Source organism: Peribacillus sp. V2I11, assembly GCF_030817135.1.
Lineage (GTDB): Bacteria > Bacillota > Bacilli > Bacillales > DSM-1321 > Peribacillus > Peribacillus simplex.
Map to the genome: position 1 here is coordinate 2,167,727 of NZ_JAUSYW010000001.1, position 19,661 is coordinate 2,187,387.

At 42.8% G+C, this 19,661-nt stretch carries 17 protein-coding genes, 9 tRNA genes and 3 rRNA genes; 4 read left to right on the plus strand and 25 right to left on the minus strand.

Features of this window, described 5'->3' with window-relative positions; translation table 11 throughout:
• Positions 1–130 precede the first annotated feature (130 nt).
• Entirely contained in the window at positions 131–754 is a 624-nt protein-coding gene (locus tag QFZ73_RS10300; RefSeq protein ID WP_251435847.1) for an anti-sigma factor family protein, read from the minus strand.
• Positions 755–770: 16 nt separating this feature from the next.
• Positions 771–1,334, minus strand: a complete 564-nt coding sequence (gene sigW, locus QFZ73_RS10305; protein ID WP_207440976.1) for an RNA polymerase sigma factor SigW — start codon at positions 1,332–1,334, stop codon at positions 771–773.
• A gap of 171 nt (positions 1,335–1,505) precedes the next feature.
• Between sigW and QFZ73_RS10310 the strand changes: the two genes are divergently transcribed.
• Positions 1,506–1,691, plus strand: a complete 186-nt coding sequence (locus tag QFZ73_RS10310; protein WP_251435842.1) for an aspartyl-phosphate phosphatase Spo0E family protein — start codon at positions 1,506–1,508, stop codon at positions 1,689–1,691.
• A 135-nt stretch (positions 1,692–1,826) separates the two neighbouring features.
• Here the strand turns inward: QFZ73_RS10310 and rocF are convergent, their stop codons facing one another.
• The 14 genes from rocF to QFZ73_RS10380 all read right to left on the minus strand — a co-directional run bounded on the left by rocF (position 1,827) and on the right by QFZ73_RS10380 (position 9,245).
• Positions 1,827–2,729, minus strand: coding sequence for an arginase (gene rocF, locus QFZ73_RS10315; RefSeq protein ID WP_251435841.1), 903 nt, complete (start codon positions 2,727–2,729; stop codon positions 1,827–1,829).
• 208 nt (positions 2,730–2,937) lie between these two features.
• Positions 2,938–3,013, minus strand: a tRNA-Ala gene (locus QFZ73_RS10320).
• 23 nt (positions 3,014–3,036) lie between these two features.
• Positions 3,037–3,108: transfer RNA gene (locus QFZ73_RS10325), tRNA-Gly, on the minus strand.
• Positions 3,109–3,111: 3 nt separating this feature from the next.
• Positions 3,112–3,186 (minus strand) — tRNA-Gln (locus tag QFZ73_RS10330).
• Positions 3,187–3,290: 104 nt separating this feature from the next.
• Positions 3,291–3,374 (minus strand) — tRNA-Tyr (locus tag QFZ73_RS10335).
• Positions 3,375–3,392: 18 nt separating this feature from the next.
• A tRNA-Thr gene (locus QFZ73_RS10340) sits at positions 3,393–3,468 on the minus strand.
• 15 nt (positions 3,469–3,483) lie between these two features.
• Positions 3,484–3,559 (minus strand) — tRNA-Val (locus QFZ73_RS10345).
• 18 nt (positions 3,560–3,577) lie between these two features.
• Positions 3,578–3,652: transfer RNA gene (locus tag QFZ73_RS10350), tRNA-Glu, on the minus strand.
• Between the two features lie 31 nt (positions 3,653–3,683).
• A tRNA-Thr gene (locus QFZ73_RS10355) sits at positions 3,684–3,756 on the minus strand.
• A 3-nt stretch (positions 3,757–3,759) separates the two neighbouring features.
• A tRNA-Asn gene (locus QFZ73_RS10360) sits at positions 3,760–3,834 on the minus strand.
• A gap of 45 nt (positions 3,835–3,879) precedes the next feature.
• Positions 3,880–3,995: ribosomal RNA gene (gene rrf, locus QFZ73_RS10365) — 5S ribosomal RNA — on the minus strand.
• Between the two features lie 76 nt (positions 3,996–4,071).
• Positions 4,072–7,005 (minus strand): 23S ribosomal RNA (locus QFZ73_RS10370).
• A gap of 176 nt (positions 7,006–7,181) precedes the next feature.
• Positions 7,182–8,732, minus strand: a 16S ribosomal RNA gene (locus QFZ73_RS10375).
• Together the 16S, 23S and 5S rRNA genes with 9 tRNA genes alongside form the textbook arrangement of a ribosomal RNA operon.
• A gap of 276 nt (positions 8,733–9,008) precedes the next feature.
• On the minus strand, positions 9,009–9,245 hold the full coding sequence (locus tag QFZ73_RS10380) for a hypothetical protein (RefSeq protein WP_251436413.1): 237 nt from the start codon (positions 9,243–9,245) through the stop codon (positions 9,009–9,011).
• A gap of 136 nt (positions 9,246–9,381) precedes the next feature.
• On the opposite strand from QFZ73_RS10380, the gene pdaB reads away from it, so the two are divergent.
• Positions 9,382–10,134, plus strand: coding sequence for a polysaccharide deacetylase family sporulation protein PdaB (gene pdaB, locus QFZ73_RS10385; RefSeq protein WP_251436416.1), 753 nt, complete (start codon positions 9,382–9,384; stop codon positions 10,132–10,134).
• Between the two features lie 93 nt (positions 10,135–10,227).
• Here pdaB and QFZ73_RS10390 read toward each other — a convergent pair whose 3' ends face one another.
• Entirely contained in the window at positions 10,228–10,908 is a 681-nt protein-coding gene (locus tag QFZ73_RS10390) for a KinB-signaling pathway activation protein (RefSeq protein ID WP_251436420.1), read from the minus strand.
• A 137-nt stretch (positions 10,909–11,045) separates the two neighbouring features.
• Here QFZ73_RS10390 and gerD point away from each other — a divergent pair, with 137 nt between their 5' ends.
• Positions 11,046–11,606: a spore germination lipoprotein GerD gene (gene gerD / locus QFZ73_RS10395; protein ID WP_251436424.1), complete on the plus strand. Its 561-nt coding sequence runs from the start codon at positions 11,046–11,048 to the stop codon at positions 11,604–11,606.
• 39 nt (positions 11,607–11,645) lie between these two features.
• On the opposite strand, the gene QFZ73_RS10400 is transcribed toward gerD, so the two are convergent.
• The 5 genes from QFZ73_RS10400 to QFZ73_RS10420 form a co-directional block, all read right to left on the minus strand.
• Positions 11,646–12,704 (minus strand): Mrp/NBP35 family ATP-binding protein, encoded by a 1,059-nt coding sequence (locus QFZ73_RS10400; protein ID WP_251436428.1) that lies wholly within the window; start codon positions 12,702–12,704, stop codon positions 11,646–11,648.
• A 140-nt stretch (positions 12,705–12,844) separates the two neighbouring features.
• Positions 12,845–13,561: an N-acetylmuramoyl-L-alanine amidase CwlD gene (gene cwlD / locus QFZ73_RS10405; RefSeq protein ID WP_251436431.1), complete on the minus strand. Its 717-nt coding sequence runs from the start codon at positions 13,559–13,561 to the stop codon at positions 12,845–12,847.
• Positions 13,562–13,644: 83 nt separating this feature from the next.
• On the minus strand, positions 13,645–14,070 hold the full coding sequence (locus tag QFZ73_RS10410; protein ID WP_307265883.1) for a DUF2521 family protein: 426 nt from the start codon (positions 14,068–14,070) through the stop codon (positions 13,645–13,647).
• A 600-nt stretch (positions 14,071–14,670) separates the two neighbouring features.
• Positions 14,671–15,198 carry an ECF transporter S component gene (locus QFZ73_RS10415; RefSeq protein WP_251436437.1) on the minus strand — a complete coding sequence of 176 codons (528 nt, stop codon included), beginning with the start codon at positions 15,196–15,198 and terminating at the stop codon, positions 14,671–14,673.
• A gap of 272 nt (positions 15,199–15,470) precedes the next feature.
• Positions 15,471–16,019 carry a TetR/AcrR family transcriptional regulator gene (locus QFZ73_RS10420; RefSeq protein ID WP_251436440.1) on the minus strand — a complete coding sequence of 183 codons (549 nt, stop codon included), beginning with the start codon at positions 16,017–16,019 and terminating at the stop codon, positions 15,471–15,473.
• A 177-nt stretch (positions 16,020–16,196) separates the two neighbouring features.
• Here QFZ73_RS10420 and QFZ73_RS10425 point away from each other — a divergent pair, with 177 nt between their 5' ends.
• The gene (locus QFZ73_RS10425) at positions 16,197–17,639 is read left to right on the plus strand and encodes a DHA2 family efflux MFS transporter permease subunit (protein WP_307265890.1); all 1,443 of its coding nucleotides are present in this window, start codon (positions 16,197–16,199) and stop codon (positions 17,637–17,639) included.
• Between the two features lie 160 nt (positions 17,640–17,799).
• Here the strand turns inward: QFZ73_RS10425 and rpsI are convergent, their stop codons facing one another.
• The 3 genes from rpsI to truA all read right to left on the minus strand — a co-directional run bounded on the left by rpsI (position 17,800) and on the right by truA (position 19,658).
• The gene (rpsI, locus tag QFZ73_RS10430; protein WP_034304957.1) at positions 17,800–18,192 is read right to left on the minus strand and encodes a 30S ribosomal protein S9; all 393 of its coding nucleotides are present in this window, start codon (positions 18,190–18,192) and stop codon (positions 17,800–17,802) included.
• 20 nt (positions 18,193–18,212) lie between these two features.
• Positions 18,213–18,650 (minus strand): 50S ribosomal protein L13, encoded by a 438-nt coding sequence (gene rplM, locus QFZ73_RS10435; RefSeq protein WP_034304960.1) that lies wholly within the window; start codon positions 18,648–18,650, stop codon positions 18,213–18,215.
• 267 nt (positions 18,651–18,917) lie between these two features.
• Positions 18,918–19,658 carry a tRNA pseudouridine(38-40) synthase TruA gene (gene truA, locus QFZ73_RS10440; RefSeq protein WP_285847374.1) on the minus strand — a complete coding sequence of 247 codons (741 nt, stop codon included), beginning with the start codon at positions 19,656–19,658 and terminating at the stop codon, positions 18,918–18,920.
• Between the last annotated feature and the right edge of the window lie 3 nt (positions 19,659–19,661).

Sequence of the window (19,661 nt, forward strand, 5' to 3'; positions counted from 1 at the left end):
TCTAAAAACTAGTGTGAGAAATTCACATAGGAAAAACATATCATGAAAAATGGTTCCCTTCCCTTTAAAAAATAAAGCTGAGCGAAGTCACCGTAAATGAAAAACGATGCCCCCTCCCAGCTTCCATTCCTTATTCCTTTTTCTCCTCTTTAGCAGGAACCAACGAGGTTGCAGTGTCCTTTACTTTATACCACATCCACTCAAAGGCTTGGTCAATAACACGGATGCTCCCAGTCACGTTCCCTGCTTTAGACATATATTTATGCCCATTTATGACTGTCACATCTCCCTTTACTTCACCATCTATTTGAATGTTACCATTTTGAACTACCACATTTCCCTTTATTGTCTCACCCTCAGGAACAATCACCGTTTCACCTTCGACCACTAAGTTAGGCTGCTTTGATACTGAAAAATGTTCGTCCTGATTATAAGTGGAAAAAACAGATCCTGTCATCAATATGATGAACATCGCTGCCGCTGTCATGAAGGGATGGCTTTTGAACCAACGTTTGGCACCTGTTGTTTTCGTTTCCTTTGGCAATTGAGCCATAACCTTTGCTGTAAAGTCATCCGGGGCCTTTATATGGGAAGTGCTTTGTACAAGAGCGACCGCCTTTTTCATTTCATGAAAGTAATCCCGGCATTCAGCACAGTTATGCAAGTGCTCCCGTAAAATTTCTTTATGCTCCGGTTTGATGTCCTCATCTAAATAATCATGCATATATTCAATGATTTCCTCATGGCAGTTCATTTTTCTCACCTTCTTTTTATAAATGGCGTAGTTGTTTACGCAAGGCTTCCCGACCGCGATGTATCCTCGTCTTAACCGTACCGACCGGCAAATCGAGTATCTCACTGATTTCCTTTAAAGATAACTCTTCAATATACTTCAATACGATTACCGATCGGTATTTCTCGGGCAATTTCATTATTTCCACTTGAATGGTTTCCTGTAGTTCTAAAGATTCAACCTCTTCCTCAGGTTTCGCGATATCCGATGCAATTTGGGAATACATATTCAATCCCTCTGTTCCTGCCACCTCTGCATCTAAATAGTAATCCGGTTTTTTCTTCCGAAGCCGGTCAATACAAAGATTGGTCGCAATCCGATATAACCATGTAGAAAATTTCATTTGTATATTGAAACTTCGAATATTCACGTAGGCCCTTACAAAGGCCTCTTGTGCCAAATCTTCTGCTTCTTGCCTGTTTCCGAGCATCCTAAAACATATTTGGAATACTTTGTCCTTGTAAATTTCGACAATTTCCCCAAATGCATTATGGTCTCCCTTTAATACTTGATTAATTCTCTCTTTAATGAGTGCATCCATTTTCCGGTATTACCCCCGCTCATGCGGCTATACGATTACTACGAATCGTAAGCTAAAAGGTTTCAAAAATTCAATATATTAATTTTAACAAAGTTTTACATTTTATGTTTAAGAAAAAAAAACAGGGCTATATAGTAAGAAATTGTAAAATTCAAGGGAGTGATTCTCTATATGACTGCTGAACAAATATTGGACCATATTGAACAATACAGACAGAAAATGATGTTTTTAGCTTCCCGTTCCTCGATGGTGGATAATGAAGTTGTTGAAGTTAGCATCAAACTGGATTCTTTAATCATCCAATACATCCATTTAACTAAAAATGGAGATCTCACAGACAGTCGTGCTCTTAAGTGAATATGGAAATACGATTGCAACCATCTATCTATAGATTTATTCCTATTACATACACCCTGGAAGATAAACTACGTCTTATAGCATATAAAAAACAGTAACCCATTACAAGCCGGTTACTGTTTCTTTTATTATTAGTTATAATAACTTTTCCCCAAATAACGAACCCATTAGGGCCACGGCAACGATCGCCGTTTTATTTCGCTCATCCAAAATGGGATTCACTTCAACGAATTCAGCGGATGTAATCAAGTTGGATTCCGCAAGCATTTCCATGGCCAAATGACTTTCCCGATAACTTATACCACCAATTACCGGTGTCCCCACTCCGGGTGCATCTGCTGGATCAACTCCATCCAAATCCAATGAAAGGTGGACCCCATCCGTTCTTTCCCTTAAATAATCAATGCATTCTTCCATGACCCGTGACATTCCCATACGGTCGATCTCATGCATCGTGAATACTTTAATCCCTTTCTCACGGATAAGTTCTTTTTCCCCTTCATCCAATGACCTTGCTCCAATTATTACGATGTTTTCCGGTTTCACTTTTGGAGCAAAACCATGGATATTGATTAGGTCCGGATGTCCAACCCCAATACTGACAGCTAGGGGCATCCCGTGTATATTCCCTGATGGAGAAGTATCTTCCGTATTTAAATCCCCATGTGCGTCGTACCAAATCACACCTAAATTTTCATAGTGCTTTGCAACTCCAGCCAGTGTACCTATAGCTATTGAATGGTCTCCTCCCAATACAAGCGGAAAGGAACCCCCTTCTATTATTTCATCAACTCTTGTAGCTAACTGGGTGTTCCCTTTTGCAACAAGCTGTAAGTTTTTTAGATTTGTCCCAGGCTCATCTGCATTTTCAGGACGCCCTACAATTATATCTCCTAAATCCTCTACTTCTATATTCAACTTTTCAAGACGCTCGATAATTTCTGCGTAGCGAATGGCACTAGGTCCCATATCCACCCCTCGCCTTGCTTGACCAAGGTCCATAGGCAATCCGATGACGGAAATTCTCTGAATAGACATACAATTCCCCCTTTCCAACATTTTATATCGTATATGCCGATTGGTTCAACTCCACATTTCCATGTATAAAGATGCACGTTTTCCTATCACATATGTTTTTTGTGAAAAAATATTTTTCTGGATATTAGTTTACCCAACTATGTCTTAAACAAAAAAAAGTCTTAAACCATTTTTGGTTTAAGACGTAAGTTTTGGTGTATGTAGTTGATGGTGGAGCCTAGCGGGATCGAACCGCTGACCTCCTGCGTGCAAGGCAGGCGCTCTCCCAGCTGAGCTAAGGCCCCTAAGGGTTTTATAAAATATATTAAGCGGAAGACGGGATTCGAACCCGCGACCCCAACCTTGGCAAGGTTGTATTCTACCACTGAACTACTTCCGCAAATGGCTGGGCTAGAAGGGATCGAACCTTCGCATGACGGAATCAAAATCCGTTGCCTTACCGCTTGGCTATAGCCCAATATATAAAATGCAAAGATTAATGATCAACAAAATAAAAAGGTGGTAATCATATATTTCCCCAATACAGAGAATATATAACTGATCCACAGGATTTTATTAAAATGGTGGAGGGGGGCAGATTCGAACTGCCGAACCCGAAGGAGCGGATTTACAGTCCGCCGCGTTTAGCCACTTCGCTACCCCTCCGCAATATATGGTTGTAAATGGTGCCGGCAAGAGGACTTGAACCCCCAACCTACTGATTACAAGTCAGTTGCTCTACCAGTTGAGCTACACCGGCAAGTAAAGAATAAAATGGTGGAGGATGACGGGATCGAACCGCCGACCCTCTGCTTGTAAGGCAGATGCTCTCCCAGCTGAGCTAATCCTCCGTTTTAGTAATTAAGAAATGGTGACCCGTACGGGATTCGAACCCGTGTTACCGCCGTGAAAGGGCGGTGTCTTAACCGCTTGACCAACGGGCCGAACTGTTTTGTGTTCATAGATAGATTGGGAAGCTCCCAAGCGGATTCGAACCGCTGACCTCTTCCTTACCATGGAAGTGCTCTACCTACTGAGCTATGGAAGCATATGGCTCCGCAGGTAGGACTCGAACCTACGACCGTTCGGTTAACAGCCGAATGCTCTACCACTGAGCTACTGCGGAATAATATAATGTTTCCTAAAACCCATTTAAAGATTTAAATGAATAGCCTGGCAACGTCCTACTCTCACAGGGGGAAACCCCCAACTACCATCGGCGCTGAAGAACTTAACTTCCGTGTTCGGAATGGGTACGGGTGTGACCTCTTCGCCATCATTGCCAGACTATATTCATTTTTGAAGAATTTTCATTCCTTCAAAACTAGATAATGATAAGAAGGCATTTCATTTTTTTAAAGCGTTGGTTAAGTCCTCGATCTATTAGTATCAGTCAGCTCCACATGTCGCCACGCTTCCACCTCTGACCTATCAACCTGATCATCTTTCAGGGATCTTACTAGCTTGCGCCATGGGAAATCTCATCTTGAGGGGGGCTTCATGCTTAGATGCTTTCAGCACTTATCCCGTCCGCACGTAGCTACCCAGCTATGCCTTTGGCAAGACAACTGGTACACCAGCGGTGCGTCCATCCCGGTCCTCTCGTACTAAGGACAGCTCCTCTCAAATTTCCTGCGCCCGCGACGGATAGGGACCGAACTGTCTCACGACGTTCTGAACCCAGCTCGCGTACCGCTTTAATGGGCGAACAGCCCAACCCTTGGGACCGACTACAGCCCCAGGATGCGATGAGCCGACATCGAGGTGCCAAACCTCCCCGTCGATGTGGACTCTTGGGGGAGATAAGCCTGTTATCCCCGGGGTAGCTTTTATCCGTTGAGCGATGGCCCTTCCATGCGGAACCACCGGATCACTAAGCCCGACTTTCGTCCCTGCTCGACTTGTAGGTCTCGCAGTCAAGCTCCCTTGTGCCTTTACACTCTACGAATGATTTCCAACCATTCTGAGGGAACCTTTGGGCGCCTCCGTTACTCTTTAGGAGGCGACCGCCCCAGTCAAACTGCCCACCTGACACTGTCTCCCACCCCGATAAGGGGCGCGGGTTAGAATTTCAATACAGCCAGGGTAGTATCCCACCAACGCCTCCACCGAAGCTAGCGCTCCGGCTTCTCAGGCTCCTACCTATCCTGTACAAGCTGTACCAAAATTCAATATCAGGCTGCAGTAAAGCTCCACGGGGTCTTTCCGTCCTGTCGCGGGTAACCTGCATCTTCACAGGTACTATAATTTCACCGAGTCTCTCGTTGAGACAGTGCCCAGATCGTTACACCTTTCGTGCGGGTCGGAACTTACCCGACAAGGAATTTCGCTACCTTAGGACCGTTATAGTTACGGCCGCCGTTTACTGGGGCTTCGGTTCAAAGCTTCGCTTGCGCTAACCTCTCCCCTTAACCTTCCAGCACCGGGCAGGTGTCAGCCCCTATACTTCGCCTTGCGGCTTCGCAGAGACCTGTGTTTTTGCTAAACAGTCGCCTGGGCCTATTCACTGCGGCTTTTCTGGGCTATTCACCCTAAAAAGCACCCCCTTCTCCCGAAGTTACGGGGTCATTTTGCCGAGTTCCTTAACGAGAGTTCTCTCGCACACCTTAGGATTCTCTCCTCGCCTACCTGTGTCGGTTTGCGGTACGGGCACCTTACATCTCACTAGAGGCTTTTCTTGGCAGCGTGGAATCAGGAACTTCGGTACTATATTTCCCTCGCCATCACAGCTCCGCCTTAATGGAAACGGGATTTGCCTCGTTTCCGGCCTAACTGCTTGGACGCGCATATCCAACAGCGCGCTTACCCTATCCTTCTGCGTCCCCCCATCGTTCAAACGATGTATAGGTGGTACAGGAATATCAACCTGTTGTCCATCGCCTACGCCTTTCGGCCTCGGCTTAGGTCCCGACTAACCCTGAGCGGACGAGCCTTCCTCAGGAAACCTTAGGCATTCGGTGGAAGGGATTCTCACCCTTCTTTCGCTACTCATACCGGCATTCTCACTTCTAAGCGCTCCACCAGTCCTTCCGGTCTGACTTCGACGCCCTTAGAACGCTCTCCTACCATCGACACCTAATGGTGTCAATCCACAGCTTCGGTGATACGTTTAGCCCCGGTACATTTTCGGCGCGGAGTCACTCGACCAGTGAGCTATTACGCACTCTTTAAATGGTGGCTGCTTCTAAGCCAACATCCTGGTTGTCTAAGCAACTCCACATCCTTTTCCACTTAACGTATACTTTGGGACCTTAGCTGGTGGTCTGGGCTGTTTCCCTTTCGACTACGGATCTTATCACTCGCAGTCTGACTCCCAAGAATAAGTATTTGGCATTCGGAGTTTGACTGAATTCGGTAACCCGTTGGGGGCCCCTAGTCCAATCAGTGCTCTACCTCCAATACTCTCATCTTGAGGCTAGCCCTAAAGCTATTTCGGAGAGAACCAGCTATCTCCAGGTTCGATTGGAATTTCTCCGCTACCCACACCTCATCCCCGCACTTTTCAACGTGCGTGGGTTCGGGCCTCCATTCAGTGTTACCTGAACTTCACCCTGGACATGGGTAGATCACCTGGTTTCGGGTCTACGACCTCATACTCATTCGCCCTATTCAGACTCGCTTTCGCTGCGGCTCCGTCTCATCAACTTAACCTCGCATGAAATCGTAACTCGCCGGTTCATTCTACAAAAGGCACGCCATTACCCATTAACGGGCTTTGACTACTTGTAGGCACACGGTTTCAGGATCTATTTCACTCCCCTTCCGGGGTGCTTTTCACCTTTCCCTCACGGTACTGGTTCACTATCGGTCACTAGGGAGTATTTAGCCTTGGGAGATGGTCCTCCCTGCTTCCGACGGGATTTCTCGTGTCCCGCCGTACTCAGGATCCACTCAGGAGGGAACGAAGTTTCAACTACAGGGTTTTTACCTTCTTCGACGGACCTTTCCAGATCGCTTCATTTACCCCGTTCCTTTGTAACTCCATGTTGAGTGTCCTACAACCCCAAGAGGCAAGCCTCTTGGTTTGGGCTAATTCCGTTTCGCTCGCCGCTACTCAGGAAATCGCATTTGCTTTCTCTTCCTCCGGGTACTTAGATGTTTCAGTTCCCCGGGTCTGCCTTCAGTACCCTATGTATTCAGGTAAAGATACTGTTCCATTACGAACAGTGGGTTTCCCCATTCGGAAATCTCCGGATCAAAGCTTACTTACAGCTCCCCGAAGCATATCGGTGTTAGTCCCGTCCTTCATCGGCTCCTAGTGCCAAGGCATCCACCGTGCGCCCTTTCTAACTTAACCGTTAAAAAAGATCTTACAGATGCTTTGAAAAAAATTAATTGCCTTCTATCTATTATCTAGTTTTCAAGGAACAAAGCAGAAAGAATCCATCACATCGTGATGTTTGTCTTTCCTATTTGAATGAATCACTCATTCAAAACTGAACAAAACAAAAGCGCTCTCGTAATTATCCTTAGAAAGGAGGTGATCCAGCCGCACCTTCCGATACGGCTACCTTGTTACGACTTCACCCCAATCATCTGTCCCACCTTAGGCGGCTGGCTCCATGAAGGTTACCTCACCGACTTCGGGTGTTACAAACTCTCGTGGTGTGACGGGCGGTGTGTACAAGGCCCGGGAACGTATTCACCGCGGCATGCTGATCCGCGATTACTAGCGATTCCGGCTTCATGTAGGCGAGTTGCAGCCTACAATCCGAACTGAGAATGGCTTTATGGGATTCGCTTACCTTCGCAGGTTTGCAGCCCTTTGTACCATCCATTGTAGCACGTGTGTAGCCCAGGTCATAAGGGGCATGATGATTTGACGTCATCCCCACCTTCCTCCGGTTTGTCACCGGCAGTCACCTTAGAGTGCCCAACTGAATGCTGGCAACTAAGATCAAGGGTTGCGCTCGTTGCGGGACTTAACCCAACATCTCACGACACGAGCTGACGACAACCATGCACCACCTGTCACTCTGTCCCCCGAAGGGGAAAGCCCTATCTCTAGGGTTGTCAGAGGATGTCAAGACCTGGTAAGGTTCTTCGCGTTGCTTCGAATTAAACCACATGCTCCACCGCTTGTGCGGGCCCCCGTCAATTCCTTTGAGTTTCAGCCTTGCGGCCGTACTCCCCAGGCGGAGTGCTTAATGCGTTAGCTGCAGCACTAAAGGGCGGAAACCCTCTAACACTTAGCACTCATCGTTTACGGCGTGGACTACCAGGGTATCTAATCCTGTTTGCTCCCCACGCTTTCGCGCCTCAGTGTCAGTTACAGACCAGAAAGTCGCCTTCGCCACTGGTGTTCCTCCAAATCTCTACGCATTTCACCGCTACACTTGGAATTCCACTTTCCTCTTCTGCACTCAAGTTCCCCAGTTTCCAATGACCCTCCACGGTTGAGCCGTGGGCTTTCACATCAGACTTAAGGAACCACCTGCGCGCGCTTTACGCCCAATAATTCCGGACAACGCTTGCCACCTACGTATTACCGCGGCTGCTGGCACGTAGTTAGCCGTGGCTTTCTGGTTAGGTACCGTCAAGGTACCAGCAGTTACTCTGGTACTTGTTCTTCCCTAACAACAGAACTTTACGACCCGAAGGCCTTCTTCGTTCACGCGGCGTTGCTCCGTCAGACTTTCGTCCATTGCGGAAGATTCCCTACTGCTGCCTCCCGTAGGAGTCTGGGCCGTGTCTCAGTCCCAGTGTGGCCGATCACCCTCTCAGGTCGGCTACGCATCGTCGCCTTGGTGAGCCATTACCTCACCAACTAGCTAATGCGCCGCGGGCCCATCTATAAGCGACAGCGTAAACCGTCTTTCCATCTTCTCTCATGCGAGAAAAGAACGTATCCGGTATTAGCTCCGGTTTCCCGAAGTTATCCCAGTCTTATAGGCAGGTTGCCCACGTGTTACTCACCCGTCCGCCGCTAATCTAAGGGAGCAAGCTCCCTTAGATTCGCTCGACTTGCATGTATTAGGCACGCCGCCAGCGTTCGTCCTGAGCCAGGATCAAACTCTCCGAAGAAATGTTTGACTTGCTCATTTGCTTTTTTGATAGTGTGTGCTCACTTAAAATTTAACGTTGGCGCTTTGTTTTGTTCAGTTTTCAAAGAGCAATTTATTCGCCATCTCTCTTAGCGACTTTAATATCTTAACATCTTATCGTTGCTTCGTCAATAACTTTTTTAAAAAACTTTTTTCATTCTTTTTCAAAAGCTTATATGTTGCAGCAACTTTTATAATATACCAGCGTATAAATCAATAGTCAATAGATTTTTTGAATATAATTCACTTTTAAATATCATGACTGATTCCACTTGGATAAATTCATTTTTCCCCTCATATACATTAAGCATTCCTCCTCGGTGCTCACCCTTTTAAACAGCCTGAAAAGGATGTTATATTTCTCGTTTATTGCCCTTTTGACTAAGTGGTCAACTCTTTCATCCTGCAAATCGAATAATATTTCATCCATCTCCCTTTTTAAAAGGTACTCCAATTCCATCTTTTCTTTGTCGTTAATCAATAAACCCAGCATGGTTCACACCTCCACCAAACAGCTTTCCCCATTCCCATCAATTTTATGAATTTTCAACTGATTTTTTTGCATAACAAGAATCCTCGCGCATAAATTTGAAGACAAGAGTCTTTTGGACAAGGGGATGGATGGATTAATGAAATTTTTCATGGTGCTTCAAGCCAAGAACATCAAATATTATTCGTTAATTTTACTTACGGCACTTTTTACCGCTTGGTTCCTTTTTGTACAAAACATTCTTCATGCCCCCGTTTTTTCTACAGAGGATGGGCCGAAAGCGGTTTATAAAGGGGAAAAGAATGTTGCGATCACGTTCAATATTGGCTGGGGTGATGAGAAAGCCGCTCCGATAATAGAGACATTAAAAAGGGAAAAGATTAAATCTGCCACTTTTTTTCTATCGGGATCTTGGGCTGAACGTCATCCGGATATAGTAGCTGAAATTGTGAAAGAAGGATATGAAATCGGCATGCTTGGTTACGATTATAAGGATTATTCCGAAATGGAAGATCAAGAAATCATCCGTGATATTTCTAAAGCACAGGAAGCATTTAAAAAACTTAATGTAAAGAATATAGAACTTTTACGCGCCCCCACCGGTCACTTTGATAAACGCCTCTTAAAGATCAGCGAGAAATTTGGATATACCGTTGTCCATTGGAGCATCGATTCAAAAGATTGGACCAATCCAGGTGTGGATCAGATCGTTCAGAACATCACCAAGGCCCAAAAGGGTGATATCATCTTATTACATGCTTCAGACTCAGCAAAACAAACGAATAAAGCTTTACCGGAGTTAATAAGTGAACTTCGATCAAAAAATTTAAACTTCGTTAACGTTTCAGAGATGATTTCAAATTCATCAGCAAGCAGTGAGGAAATCCGCTGACTGAAAAAACTGCGTACTAATGGTCTCCATGAACCTTTAGTACGCAGTTTTTATGTATTGACTTCCTTATGTATGGACCGACTTACATATAGGTTAGCCACCTTTACCCAGTTCACCGGCTTTCATCTTTCCCTTTGCTGGAGTTTCCTTACGCCCTCTTTTACTGGCCAATTCCTTTTGTGAACGTTCAATCAATTTGCTCAGGACCAATAATTGATAAGCATTGCAGACCAGCAATGGAAACAGCATGAAGTAGAGCCAGCTTTCATCATTGGCACTTAGGACAGGTATCCACTCCAAAACCGTGACCACGACCATGAAAAATAAGGCCGGTATAAACGACTGTTTATTCGTTTGTTTCATTTTGAAATAAGCTGTAACAAGCCCTGCGGCCAATACAACCAATGCTAACACGATGTAGGAACTGATCCCCTCACCTGAACCAAAGCTAAGATATCGCAGGTAAACAAGATCGAATACAACAAAAAGAATGAATACAAGCTGAACGGCATTCCATAAGGAAGCGCTTTTAAATATCCCCAGACCAAAACGATGTATCGTTAAATAGGCAAAAAAGCCGGCTTGGCTTATGACACTGAAAATTAATCCAACACCGAATAACCAAATAAAAGTTGATAGGATGGCACTGACTTCAAAAGAAGAAAAATAAGGCTTAAACTCACTCCATCGAGCCAAGAACCCTATAACTCCGCCCGTTACACCACCTATAAGCAATGTTGTTAAAAACAATTTAACTAAATTACGGCTGTTCATTGTTTTCCTCCATACATTTCTATTTCATTTCCTTAATTGTACCAACCAAATTTGGAAAAATCCACTTATTCCAACAAGGAATAATATCGCCGATTGGAACCATATTAACAGTAAGAAGGATGAAAGGGGCCCTGCGTATGAGAGTGGGAGTTGCTTTGCTTTTCACGTCATTCTTACTCGTTTGTTCCGGTTGTGCTCAAAATGGAGCAGGCGCAGAAAAAATGGAATATGAAGAGACAAAGAAAATGGTCGTCGATATCTTGAAGACAGATGATGGAAAAAAAGCCATCCAGGATATCATTACTGATGATAAAACGAAAGCTGAACTTATTATGGATTCGGATGCCGTTAAGAAATCCATTGAAGATATGGTCACTTCAGATAAAGGGAAGGAATTTTGGAAAAAGACATTTAATGATCCCGAATTTGCTTCCGCTTATGCTAAGGCATTAGAAGACGAACATAAAAAGGTATTGAAGGACTTGACTGCTGATCCTCAGTATCGTGGAATGCTCATGGAAATAATGAAAGAACCGGATATGGAAAAAGAAATGAATAAATTATTAAAAACCAAGGAGATGCGGTCGGTCTATAAAGAGCTGATCATCGAAACCATGGAGAGTCCTCTCGTTCAGGCGAAAATGCAAGAGAGATTGGATAAAGCAGCCACTAAAGCGGTTGAGAAGGAGAAAAAGTGAATGAAATAAGGCTGATTCCAATCGGAATCAGCCTTATTATTATTGTAATTTTTCAATGACCTTTTTAGCAATATCTTCGTAAATCCTGCCGAGCCTATGGTCAGCTGCGTAAATGGATGGAGCAAAGTCCTCTTCGTTCCAATCCGGCTGTTGCAGGGGAAGTTGACCTAAAACTTCTGTACGAAGCTCTTCTGCAAGTTTAACGCCGCCGCCTTTTCCGAATACATATTCTTTTTCACCGGTCGTTTTACTTTCGAAAAATGACATATTCTCTATGACACCAATGACTTCGTGTTCTGTCTTGATGGCCATGGCACCAGCTCTTGCAGCAACGAAGGCTGCAGTCGGATGCGGTGTCGTAACGATGATTTCTTTACATGAAGGGAGCATCGTATGAACGTCCAAAGCAACATCGCCCGTACCCGGCGGTAAGTCAAGGACCAAATAGTCCAAATCTCCCCATTCCACTTCATTAAAGAAACTGTTAAGCATTTTACCCAGCATCGGTCCTCTCCAGATGATCGGCGCGTTATCCTCTACAAAAAAGCCCATTGAGATAACTTGAACGCCAAAGCGTTCAACAGGGATGATTTTTTCTCCGCGAACAACCGGTCTTTTTGTTATCCCCATCATATCTGGTACGCTGAATCCATAAATATCGGCGTCAACCAATCCGACCTTTTTACCCAAACGAGCAAGTGAAGTAGCGAAATTCACTGAAATCGTGGATTTTCCCACTCCGCCTTTACCACTGGCGATCGCGATGAATTGTGTCTTGCTGTTAGGCCCAAGCAAACCTTGGTCCGCTTCATCCTGAGGAATGCTTTCACGATGCTTAGCTAACTCTTCTTCCGAAAGTTCCGTGAAACGGATGCCTACCGATTCCGCTCCGTTCGTTTTCAGTAAGTCCACAACTTCCGATTGCATTTGCATTTGTTCGGCAGTCCCCGTTTTCGCAATCGCAAGTTTGACGCTTACATGACTTTTTTCAGGTTTTATTTTGATTTCTATAATTCCATTTGTCTCTTCAAGGTTTTTATGTAGAAAAGGGTCTTTAAGATCCTTTAATAAATTCAGTACTTTCTCTTCTGTTAACAAGTCGAGCACCCCTTTGAATTTTATTTTCCCATTTTTCAGTATAACATATTACGGAAAGAAAGCTTATTATCTACCCTGCATGCGAAAACCTGATTATTTTCGCATAATAAAAAGGCCTTGTACCTTACAAGACCCAGACATCACTCTTCATCCGATAGTTTTTCCTCTGTAAAGTAACGTAAAATACCCATATAAATCGAACTGGCTACCTTTTCTTGATATGCATCACTGATAAGGCGTTCCCTTTCCTCAGAGTTGGAAAGAAAGCCAATTTCCACAAGCGCTCCCGGTTTCTTAGCATAATTCATCAAATACACATTATTAATCGTTTTTGCATCACGCTTTGTATTTTCCAGGTTTCTAATGATTTCAGTCTGAATGAATTTTGCCACCTGTTCATTTTCCTCGAACCTGCTTGTATAAAAAGTCTGTGCACCTTTCGATGACGCTGATGGAAAAGAATTCAAATGAATGCTTAAGAATAAGTCCGCTTCCGAATCATTGATCATTTCAACCCGATTCCGTAAGTCCTCCTGTTTTCGCTGGCGGATCCCTTTTGTATCTCCCTGTGCCAAATCCTCATCCTTCTCACGGGTCATGATGACAAGGGCACCCTGTTCCTGTAAATAGTCCCTGACCTTTAATGAAACGGAAAGGGCAATTTCCTTTTCCATTACCTCTTGTACATTTGCCCCGCCGTCCATTCCTCCGTGACCTGCATCCAGAATGATGACCTTACCTGCCAACGGAAGGTTCCAGGAGTCCCAAGAATCATCTTCAACAAATTTAAAAGTCACAATTAAAAAAAGGACAAACAATCCCATAGCGATTCCTGTATATTTCAGCTTTCTGCGCATGACCGTTCCCCTTCCATGATCTCTCTACTAAAAAGTATGGGACAAACCATGGAATTAGAACAAGGAATGGGATTTTTGCCTTCTTAATGCAGTTTCATTTTATATCGTTTTTCTCCAGTCTTAAAGCCGTCCATCCACCAATCCCCTACAAACCCTTCACAGCAATAAAACAACCCTTCATCGAAAGCGTTATTTGCCGTAACTTCCCGCCAATACAAAATAAAGTTAAAAAGAGTATCGACCAAAAACTTCTCTTCCTTCCAGCACCTGGACCTTACATCTTCTTCCGACTCACCATAATAGCCAAACTTACTATAGTTCGCTCCTAATAAATAAGCCTCGATGGCAACATCAAAGTAGCCTTCCTCCAAAACATCCATCAAATCCTGTCCGAAGTAACGCTGAATCCTTCCCTTCATATCCTCGATGGAAAGTTCCCTGAGCAACCTACGTTCGAACTTCAATTGCCTTTCCCTTTGCATCTCCTGTAAACCTAATATCACAGCCATATTTCACCTCCGGGGCAATTCCCCATTTCCCAAAATTATTTCCCAAGACATAATTTAGTTTTTGCTTTCAATTTTGAACCATTCATTTATTCCATTGGCAAAAAATAATGAGGATAGGATTGGCTGGTATTTGAAAAAGGCCTATCGATATGCGATATGCTATCTTCTATAAGAAACCTGTTAAAGTGCTGACTGCACATTTCGGATGATAAAAGTCCCCTGCAAGGGTTATGATAATCCAGGAAAAACATGGAATTATCCTCCGTAACCCGCCTCTCAGGCGGCTACCCGAGGCTGACCTTGCCGACTTGGGTCGCTCACTGCGCATGCTGACTTTGATCAATACTAATTATTCATGTCGTGTTTTCCCTTAAATTTAAGCCAGCCATCCTGTATGACACCTTCAGGCTTTTCGATTTACAAGATAAAAAGGACATCCATGGTAAACGGATGTCCTTTTTATCTTGATATAACAAAAGTCATTTAATACCCGCTTACTTAGCAGGATGTCTTTTAAACTGCCTCAAATTCAGAGCGCAGTACAACATTTAATCGGTGGTGCAGCTCAAAGTTTGAAATGGCTTCCATATTTGTTTCAATTTATATCTGTCCAGCTCTTTTCTTTAATCGTCCAGCAAGCGGCACTACAATTATACCGGCTATTATGACCTGCATTACGTTTCCAGGGATGGAGCCGAATGGCTGTATCCAGTTACCGTAAAGGATAACTTCAGCAAAATAATAGCCCACGATTTTTATGATCAATGCAACGGCAACGGCCAATATATATACATATTCTCTTTTGCCGGGTACCTTTTCGGATATGAGTCCGACTAAAAAGCCCATTGCACCTACTATGATGAATGTAAACGGTGCCCATGCTGCCCAAGGAGAGAGAAAATCGGCTAGGGCCATTCCGAATGCTCCTGCTATGGCTCCTGTTTTTTTGCCGTAAACCAAGGCTGCTATAAAAAGAGGAATGTTACCCAAATGGATTAGGCCCCCGTTACCCATTATCGGGAGTTTGATGTTGATCATTGTCGCTACAATGGTTAATGCGATGAAAAGGGCATTGATGACTAAGGCCTTTGTTTTAGTTGTTTCTGTCGCTGGGAATGTTGAATTCATATGAAGTCCTCTTTCTTTTTTTTAGTATTATCATACTCCTAATTAGAAACTTAATAAATATGGATTTTACAAATAAACCTGCTTTACATAAATAAACTCAGGTGTAAACAAATGGAACCCAGCTGTCACCAACGTCTCCGCGGCGTTTCATTTGCATCCGATGCTGGAAATGTGGTCAAATCTTTTTCCGGGCATAAAAAAACCCCCAACCAAATTATTGAACAAAACTGCGAACTTGATGAAATTCAAGGGTCATACAAACGGTTTTAGAATCATTGCACTCTGTACATTAAATAAATTTGATTGGCAATATAATCTGAACTAAAATGAAGCCCCTTTCTTAACCACCATATTATAATACCTACCAATGAGGCAGTTTTAATATCAATGTCAACATAATCAGCAGGTAAATCCTTCTTGGTATTCTTCCTTCTTATTTCTACTAATTGCTTTAATAATAAAAACAATTGGTCCTCGAACTGATTCGTTTTAAATAAAATAAGTAAATAATTTCGATGGATATATAAATAATCAAGCAATTGTGTTAGCTGTTGCTTTTCCGATAAATCTTTTGCATGTATTAAAGCAACAATTTTATCAGAAAGCTCATTTAAAATCTCATCGGTGATTTGCTTTAGTAAATCATGAATATCCTGATAATGTAAGTAGAATGTTGTCCGATTTAATCCTGCTTTGGCTGCGATTTTCTGAACCGTTAAATTTGAAATTGCGGGATCCTCGCATAAGAGAGCAATGACAGCATTTTTAAACATTTCCCTTGACCGAATTGAACGAGGATCTTCTTTTTTAGATATAGACATTTTAAACTCCTTTATAGATTTTTCCCTGACTTTCACAACAGCATATATTTTCTATGTCGATTAGTGAACATCTTCAAGAAAACTGTTCATGGTAAGGAACACATATTTTTGTTACCATCGATTTTATCGACACGATGTTGAGAATGCAAGTCAAAAATAAAGGGGTTGTCGAAAGAAATGGACATAACAGAAGGAAATAAAAAAGTTTTAATAATTGTATTGATTGCTGGCTGTTTTTTATCAACATTAAATCAGACTTTATTAAATGTTGCATTGAGTGGCTTAATGGACGTATTTCATGTAACGGCTGCAACTGTACAATGGTTATCAACAGGCTTTATGTTAGTAAACGGTGTTCTAGTGCCGATTACGGCATTTTTAATGAAACGGTTTACAACAAGGCAGCTATTTATTAGCTCGATGTTCTTTTTGTTCATTGGATCTGTACTTTGTGCATGTGCGGTGAATTTTGGCATGCTGTTAACGGGCAGAATGATTCAAGCAATTGGTGCCGGGATTATTATGCCTCTAATGATGACAGTTATTTTATATTTATATCCTAGCGAAAAGCGTGGAAGCGTTATGGGGACAATTGGATTTGCGATGATTTTTGCTCCAGCCATCGCTCCTACATTATCTGGTTTTATCATTGAGTATATTTCATGGAGATGGCTATTTATTGGGTTAACCCCTTTTATATTAATCGTCATTGTTCTAGCGTTCAAATATTTAATGAATGTTGCAGAGACAACAAAAGCAAAGTTAGATATCACAAGTGTCATTTTATCAACGATTGGTTTTGGCTGTATTTTATTTGGATTTAGTAGCGCAGGAAGCAAGGGATGGGATAATCTCGTTGTCATAACTACAATTGTCGTCGGAATAATCGTGACGACTCTATTCTGTATACGTCAAAGTAAATCCAATGATCCATTATTGAATTTATCCGTATTTAAGTATAAAACTTTCACTCTCACATCATTCATCAATGTACTAATTACAATGATCATGTATGCTGATTTAATACTTTTACCAATTTACTTGCAGAATGGACGAGGTTTTACAGCATTTGAAGCAGGTTTACTGTTATTACCTGGAGCTGTCATTAATGCCTTCTTATCCCCCATCACAGGTAAAATGTATGATAAATACGGTGCTAAACCACTCTTTATTACAGGTTTACTATTTATCATCGTTTCGATGTGGGGAGTCATTGATATAGACGAATCCACAACCTATATCTATTTAATGGTTCGTACCCTTATTTTACGGATTGGATTAAGCTTTATTACCATGCCTTTAAATACCGCTGGGTTTAATGCCTTACCAAGAGAACTGGGTTCCCATGGTTCAGCAGTAAATAATACCATTCGCCAATTGTCAGGTGCTATTGGCACAGCAGTCGTCATCACAGTGTATACAATGCAAGCAACTTTACATGCCTCTGAGCTATCGATGCAAAATGAAAACATTACAGCTATACAACTAGAGGCATTAGCTTCTATCTTTGGCTCAAGTGATGCCTATGTTTTTATGTTAATCTTATCTTTTGTTGCGTTAATTTTTACATGCTTCATGCCTAAAAAAGCTGCAATCAAAAAAAGCGAATCACATAACTAAATTTGTTAACAATACGATTTTTAAATAAAGCATATCCTGGATATCCCGGATATGCTTTATTTAATATATAGGTTCATGGAGCATGAGGCCAAAACCTTTTTCCGGACAAAAAAAGACTCCCAACCAAAATGGTTGAGAGCCTTTCGAAACGGTAATAGAATTAACGTTTTGAGAACTGAGGTGCACGACGTGCGCCTTTAAGACCGTATTTTTTACGTTCTTTCATACGTGGGTCACGAGTAAGTAAACCAGCAGTTTTAAGAGATGGACGGTATTCTGGATCAACTTGAAGCAATGCACGAGCGATACCGTGACGGATTGCTCCAGCTTGACCAGTGTATCCACCACCGCTAACGTTTACTAGAACGTCGTAATTTCCAGTAGTTTCTGTTGCAACTAGTGGTTGGTTAACAACTTCACGTAATGCTGCGAAAGGAATATATTCATTGATGTCACGACCGTTAATAACGATGCGACCTTCGCCTGGTACTAAACGTACACGAGCTACTGAGCTCTTACGGCGACCAGTACCATAATATTGAACTTGTGCCAAGATAGTAACCTCCTTAGTAATTATCCGCGTAATTCGTATACTTCTGGTTGTTGAGCAGCGTGTGGGTGCTCAGCTCCAGCGTATACGTGTAATTTTTTGTAGATTTGACGACCAAGAGAATTCTTTGGAAGCATACCTTTGATAGCAAGTTCAAGCATTCTCTCAGGGTAGTTTGTACGCATTTCAAGAGCAGTTCTAGTTTTAAGACCGCCTGGATGCATAGTGTGACGGTAATAAATTTTGTCAGTCAATTTTTTACCAGTCAAATGGATTTTTTCAACATTGATTAGAATTACATGATCACCAGTGTCAATGTTCGGTGTAAAAGTTGGTTTATGTTTACCACGTAGAATGGATGCTACTTCAGTAGAAAGGCGACCCAAAGTTTTGCCTTCAGCGTCAATCACATACCATTTACGTTCTACTTCATTAGCTTTCGCCATAAATGTCGTACGCATGGTTAACCTCCTAAAAAACTTTTTAATTTTTTATATTTATTTTCAATCACAATAAACTTCCGGGGCTTATCGTGGGATTAAAATACATACCATATTATATTAACTTCTCCCAGATTCATTGTCAAGGGAATGTTACACTAGGATAAGTTGTCTATAAAACACTCTCTGCAACTCCATGAAAAGTTCAGTATAGCGTCAAACCGCTCCATTACTGATTCCATCCGGTTTCCCAGTTGTAAAAAAACTGGTATCACTTCGGAAATATTTTTATTTGTAAAATACTTTCCATAAATACAAGCCTTGGGCTGGTGCTGTTTTCCCTGCAAAACTGCGGTCCTTTTTGTCCAAAATCCCGCTCATATCACGGGGTGACATCTTGCCGCTGCCGACATCCAGGAGCGTCCCAACCAAAATACGCACCATATTATACAAAAAACCTTCGCCAACGAAGCGGAAAACCATGAAACCATCGCTCTCTTCAAAATCCATTTCTTGTATCGTTCGAACTTTATCGACCACTTCCGTTTTTGCCGAACAAAAACTTGTAAAATCATGTGTCCCTATCAAATGGGAGATCGCTTCCCTCATCGCCTCCCCATCTAATGGATAGGGATAATGATAGGCGTAATTTCGTTGGAACGGATCCCGTAGTTTCGAGCGGGCTATGATATAACGGTACTCTTTCCCAGTCGTATGGAACCTCGCATGAAAATCGTCGGGCACGACTTCGACCTCCAGAACGATGATATCGGTCGGAAGAAGGGCGCTGAACGCCTTTACCCAATTTTCCGTAGGAAATGTAAGGGGCGATTCAAAGTGAAGTACCTGCCCCTTTGCATGAACTCCTGAATCTGTCCTGCCTGAAGCAGTCACTTTTATAATTGTGCCTTTATGCATTTGGGCCAAGACTGCCTCGAATTCACTTTGTATGGTGCGTTTCTCCGGCTGCACCTGATAACCAGCAAAATCTGTGCCGTCATAAGCGATCACACATTTATATTTTGGCATAGT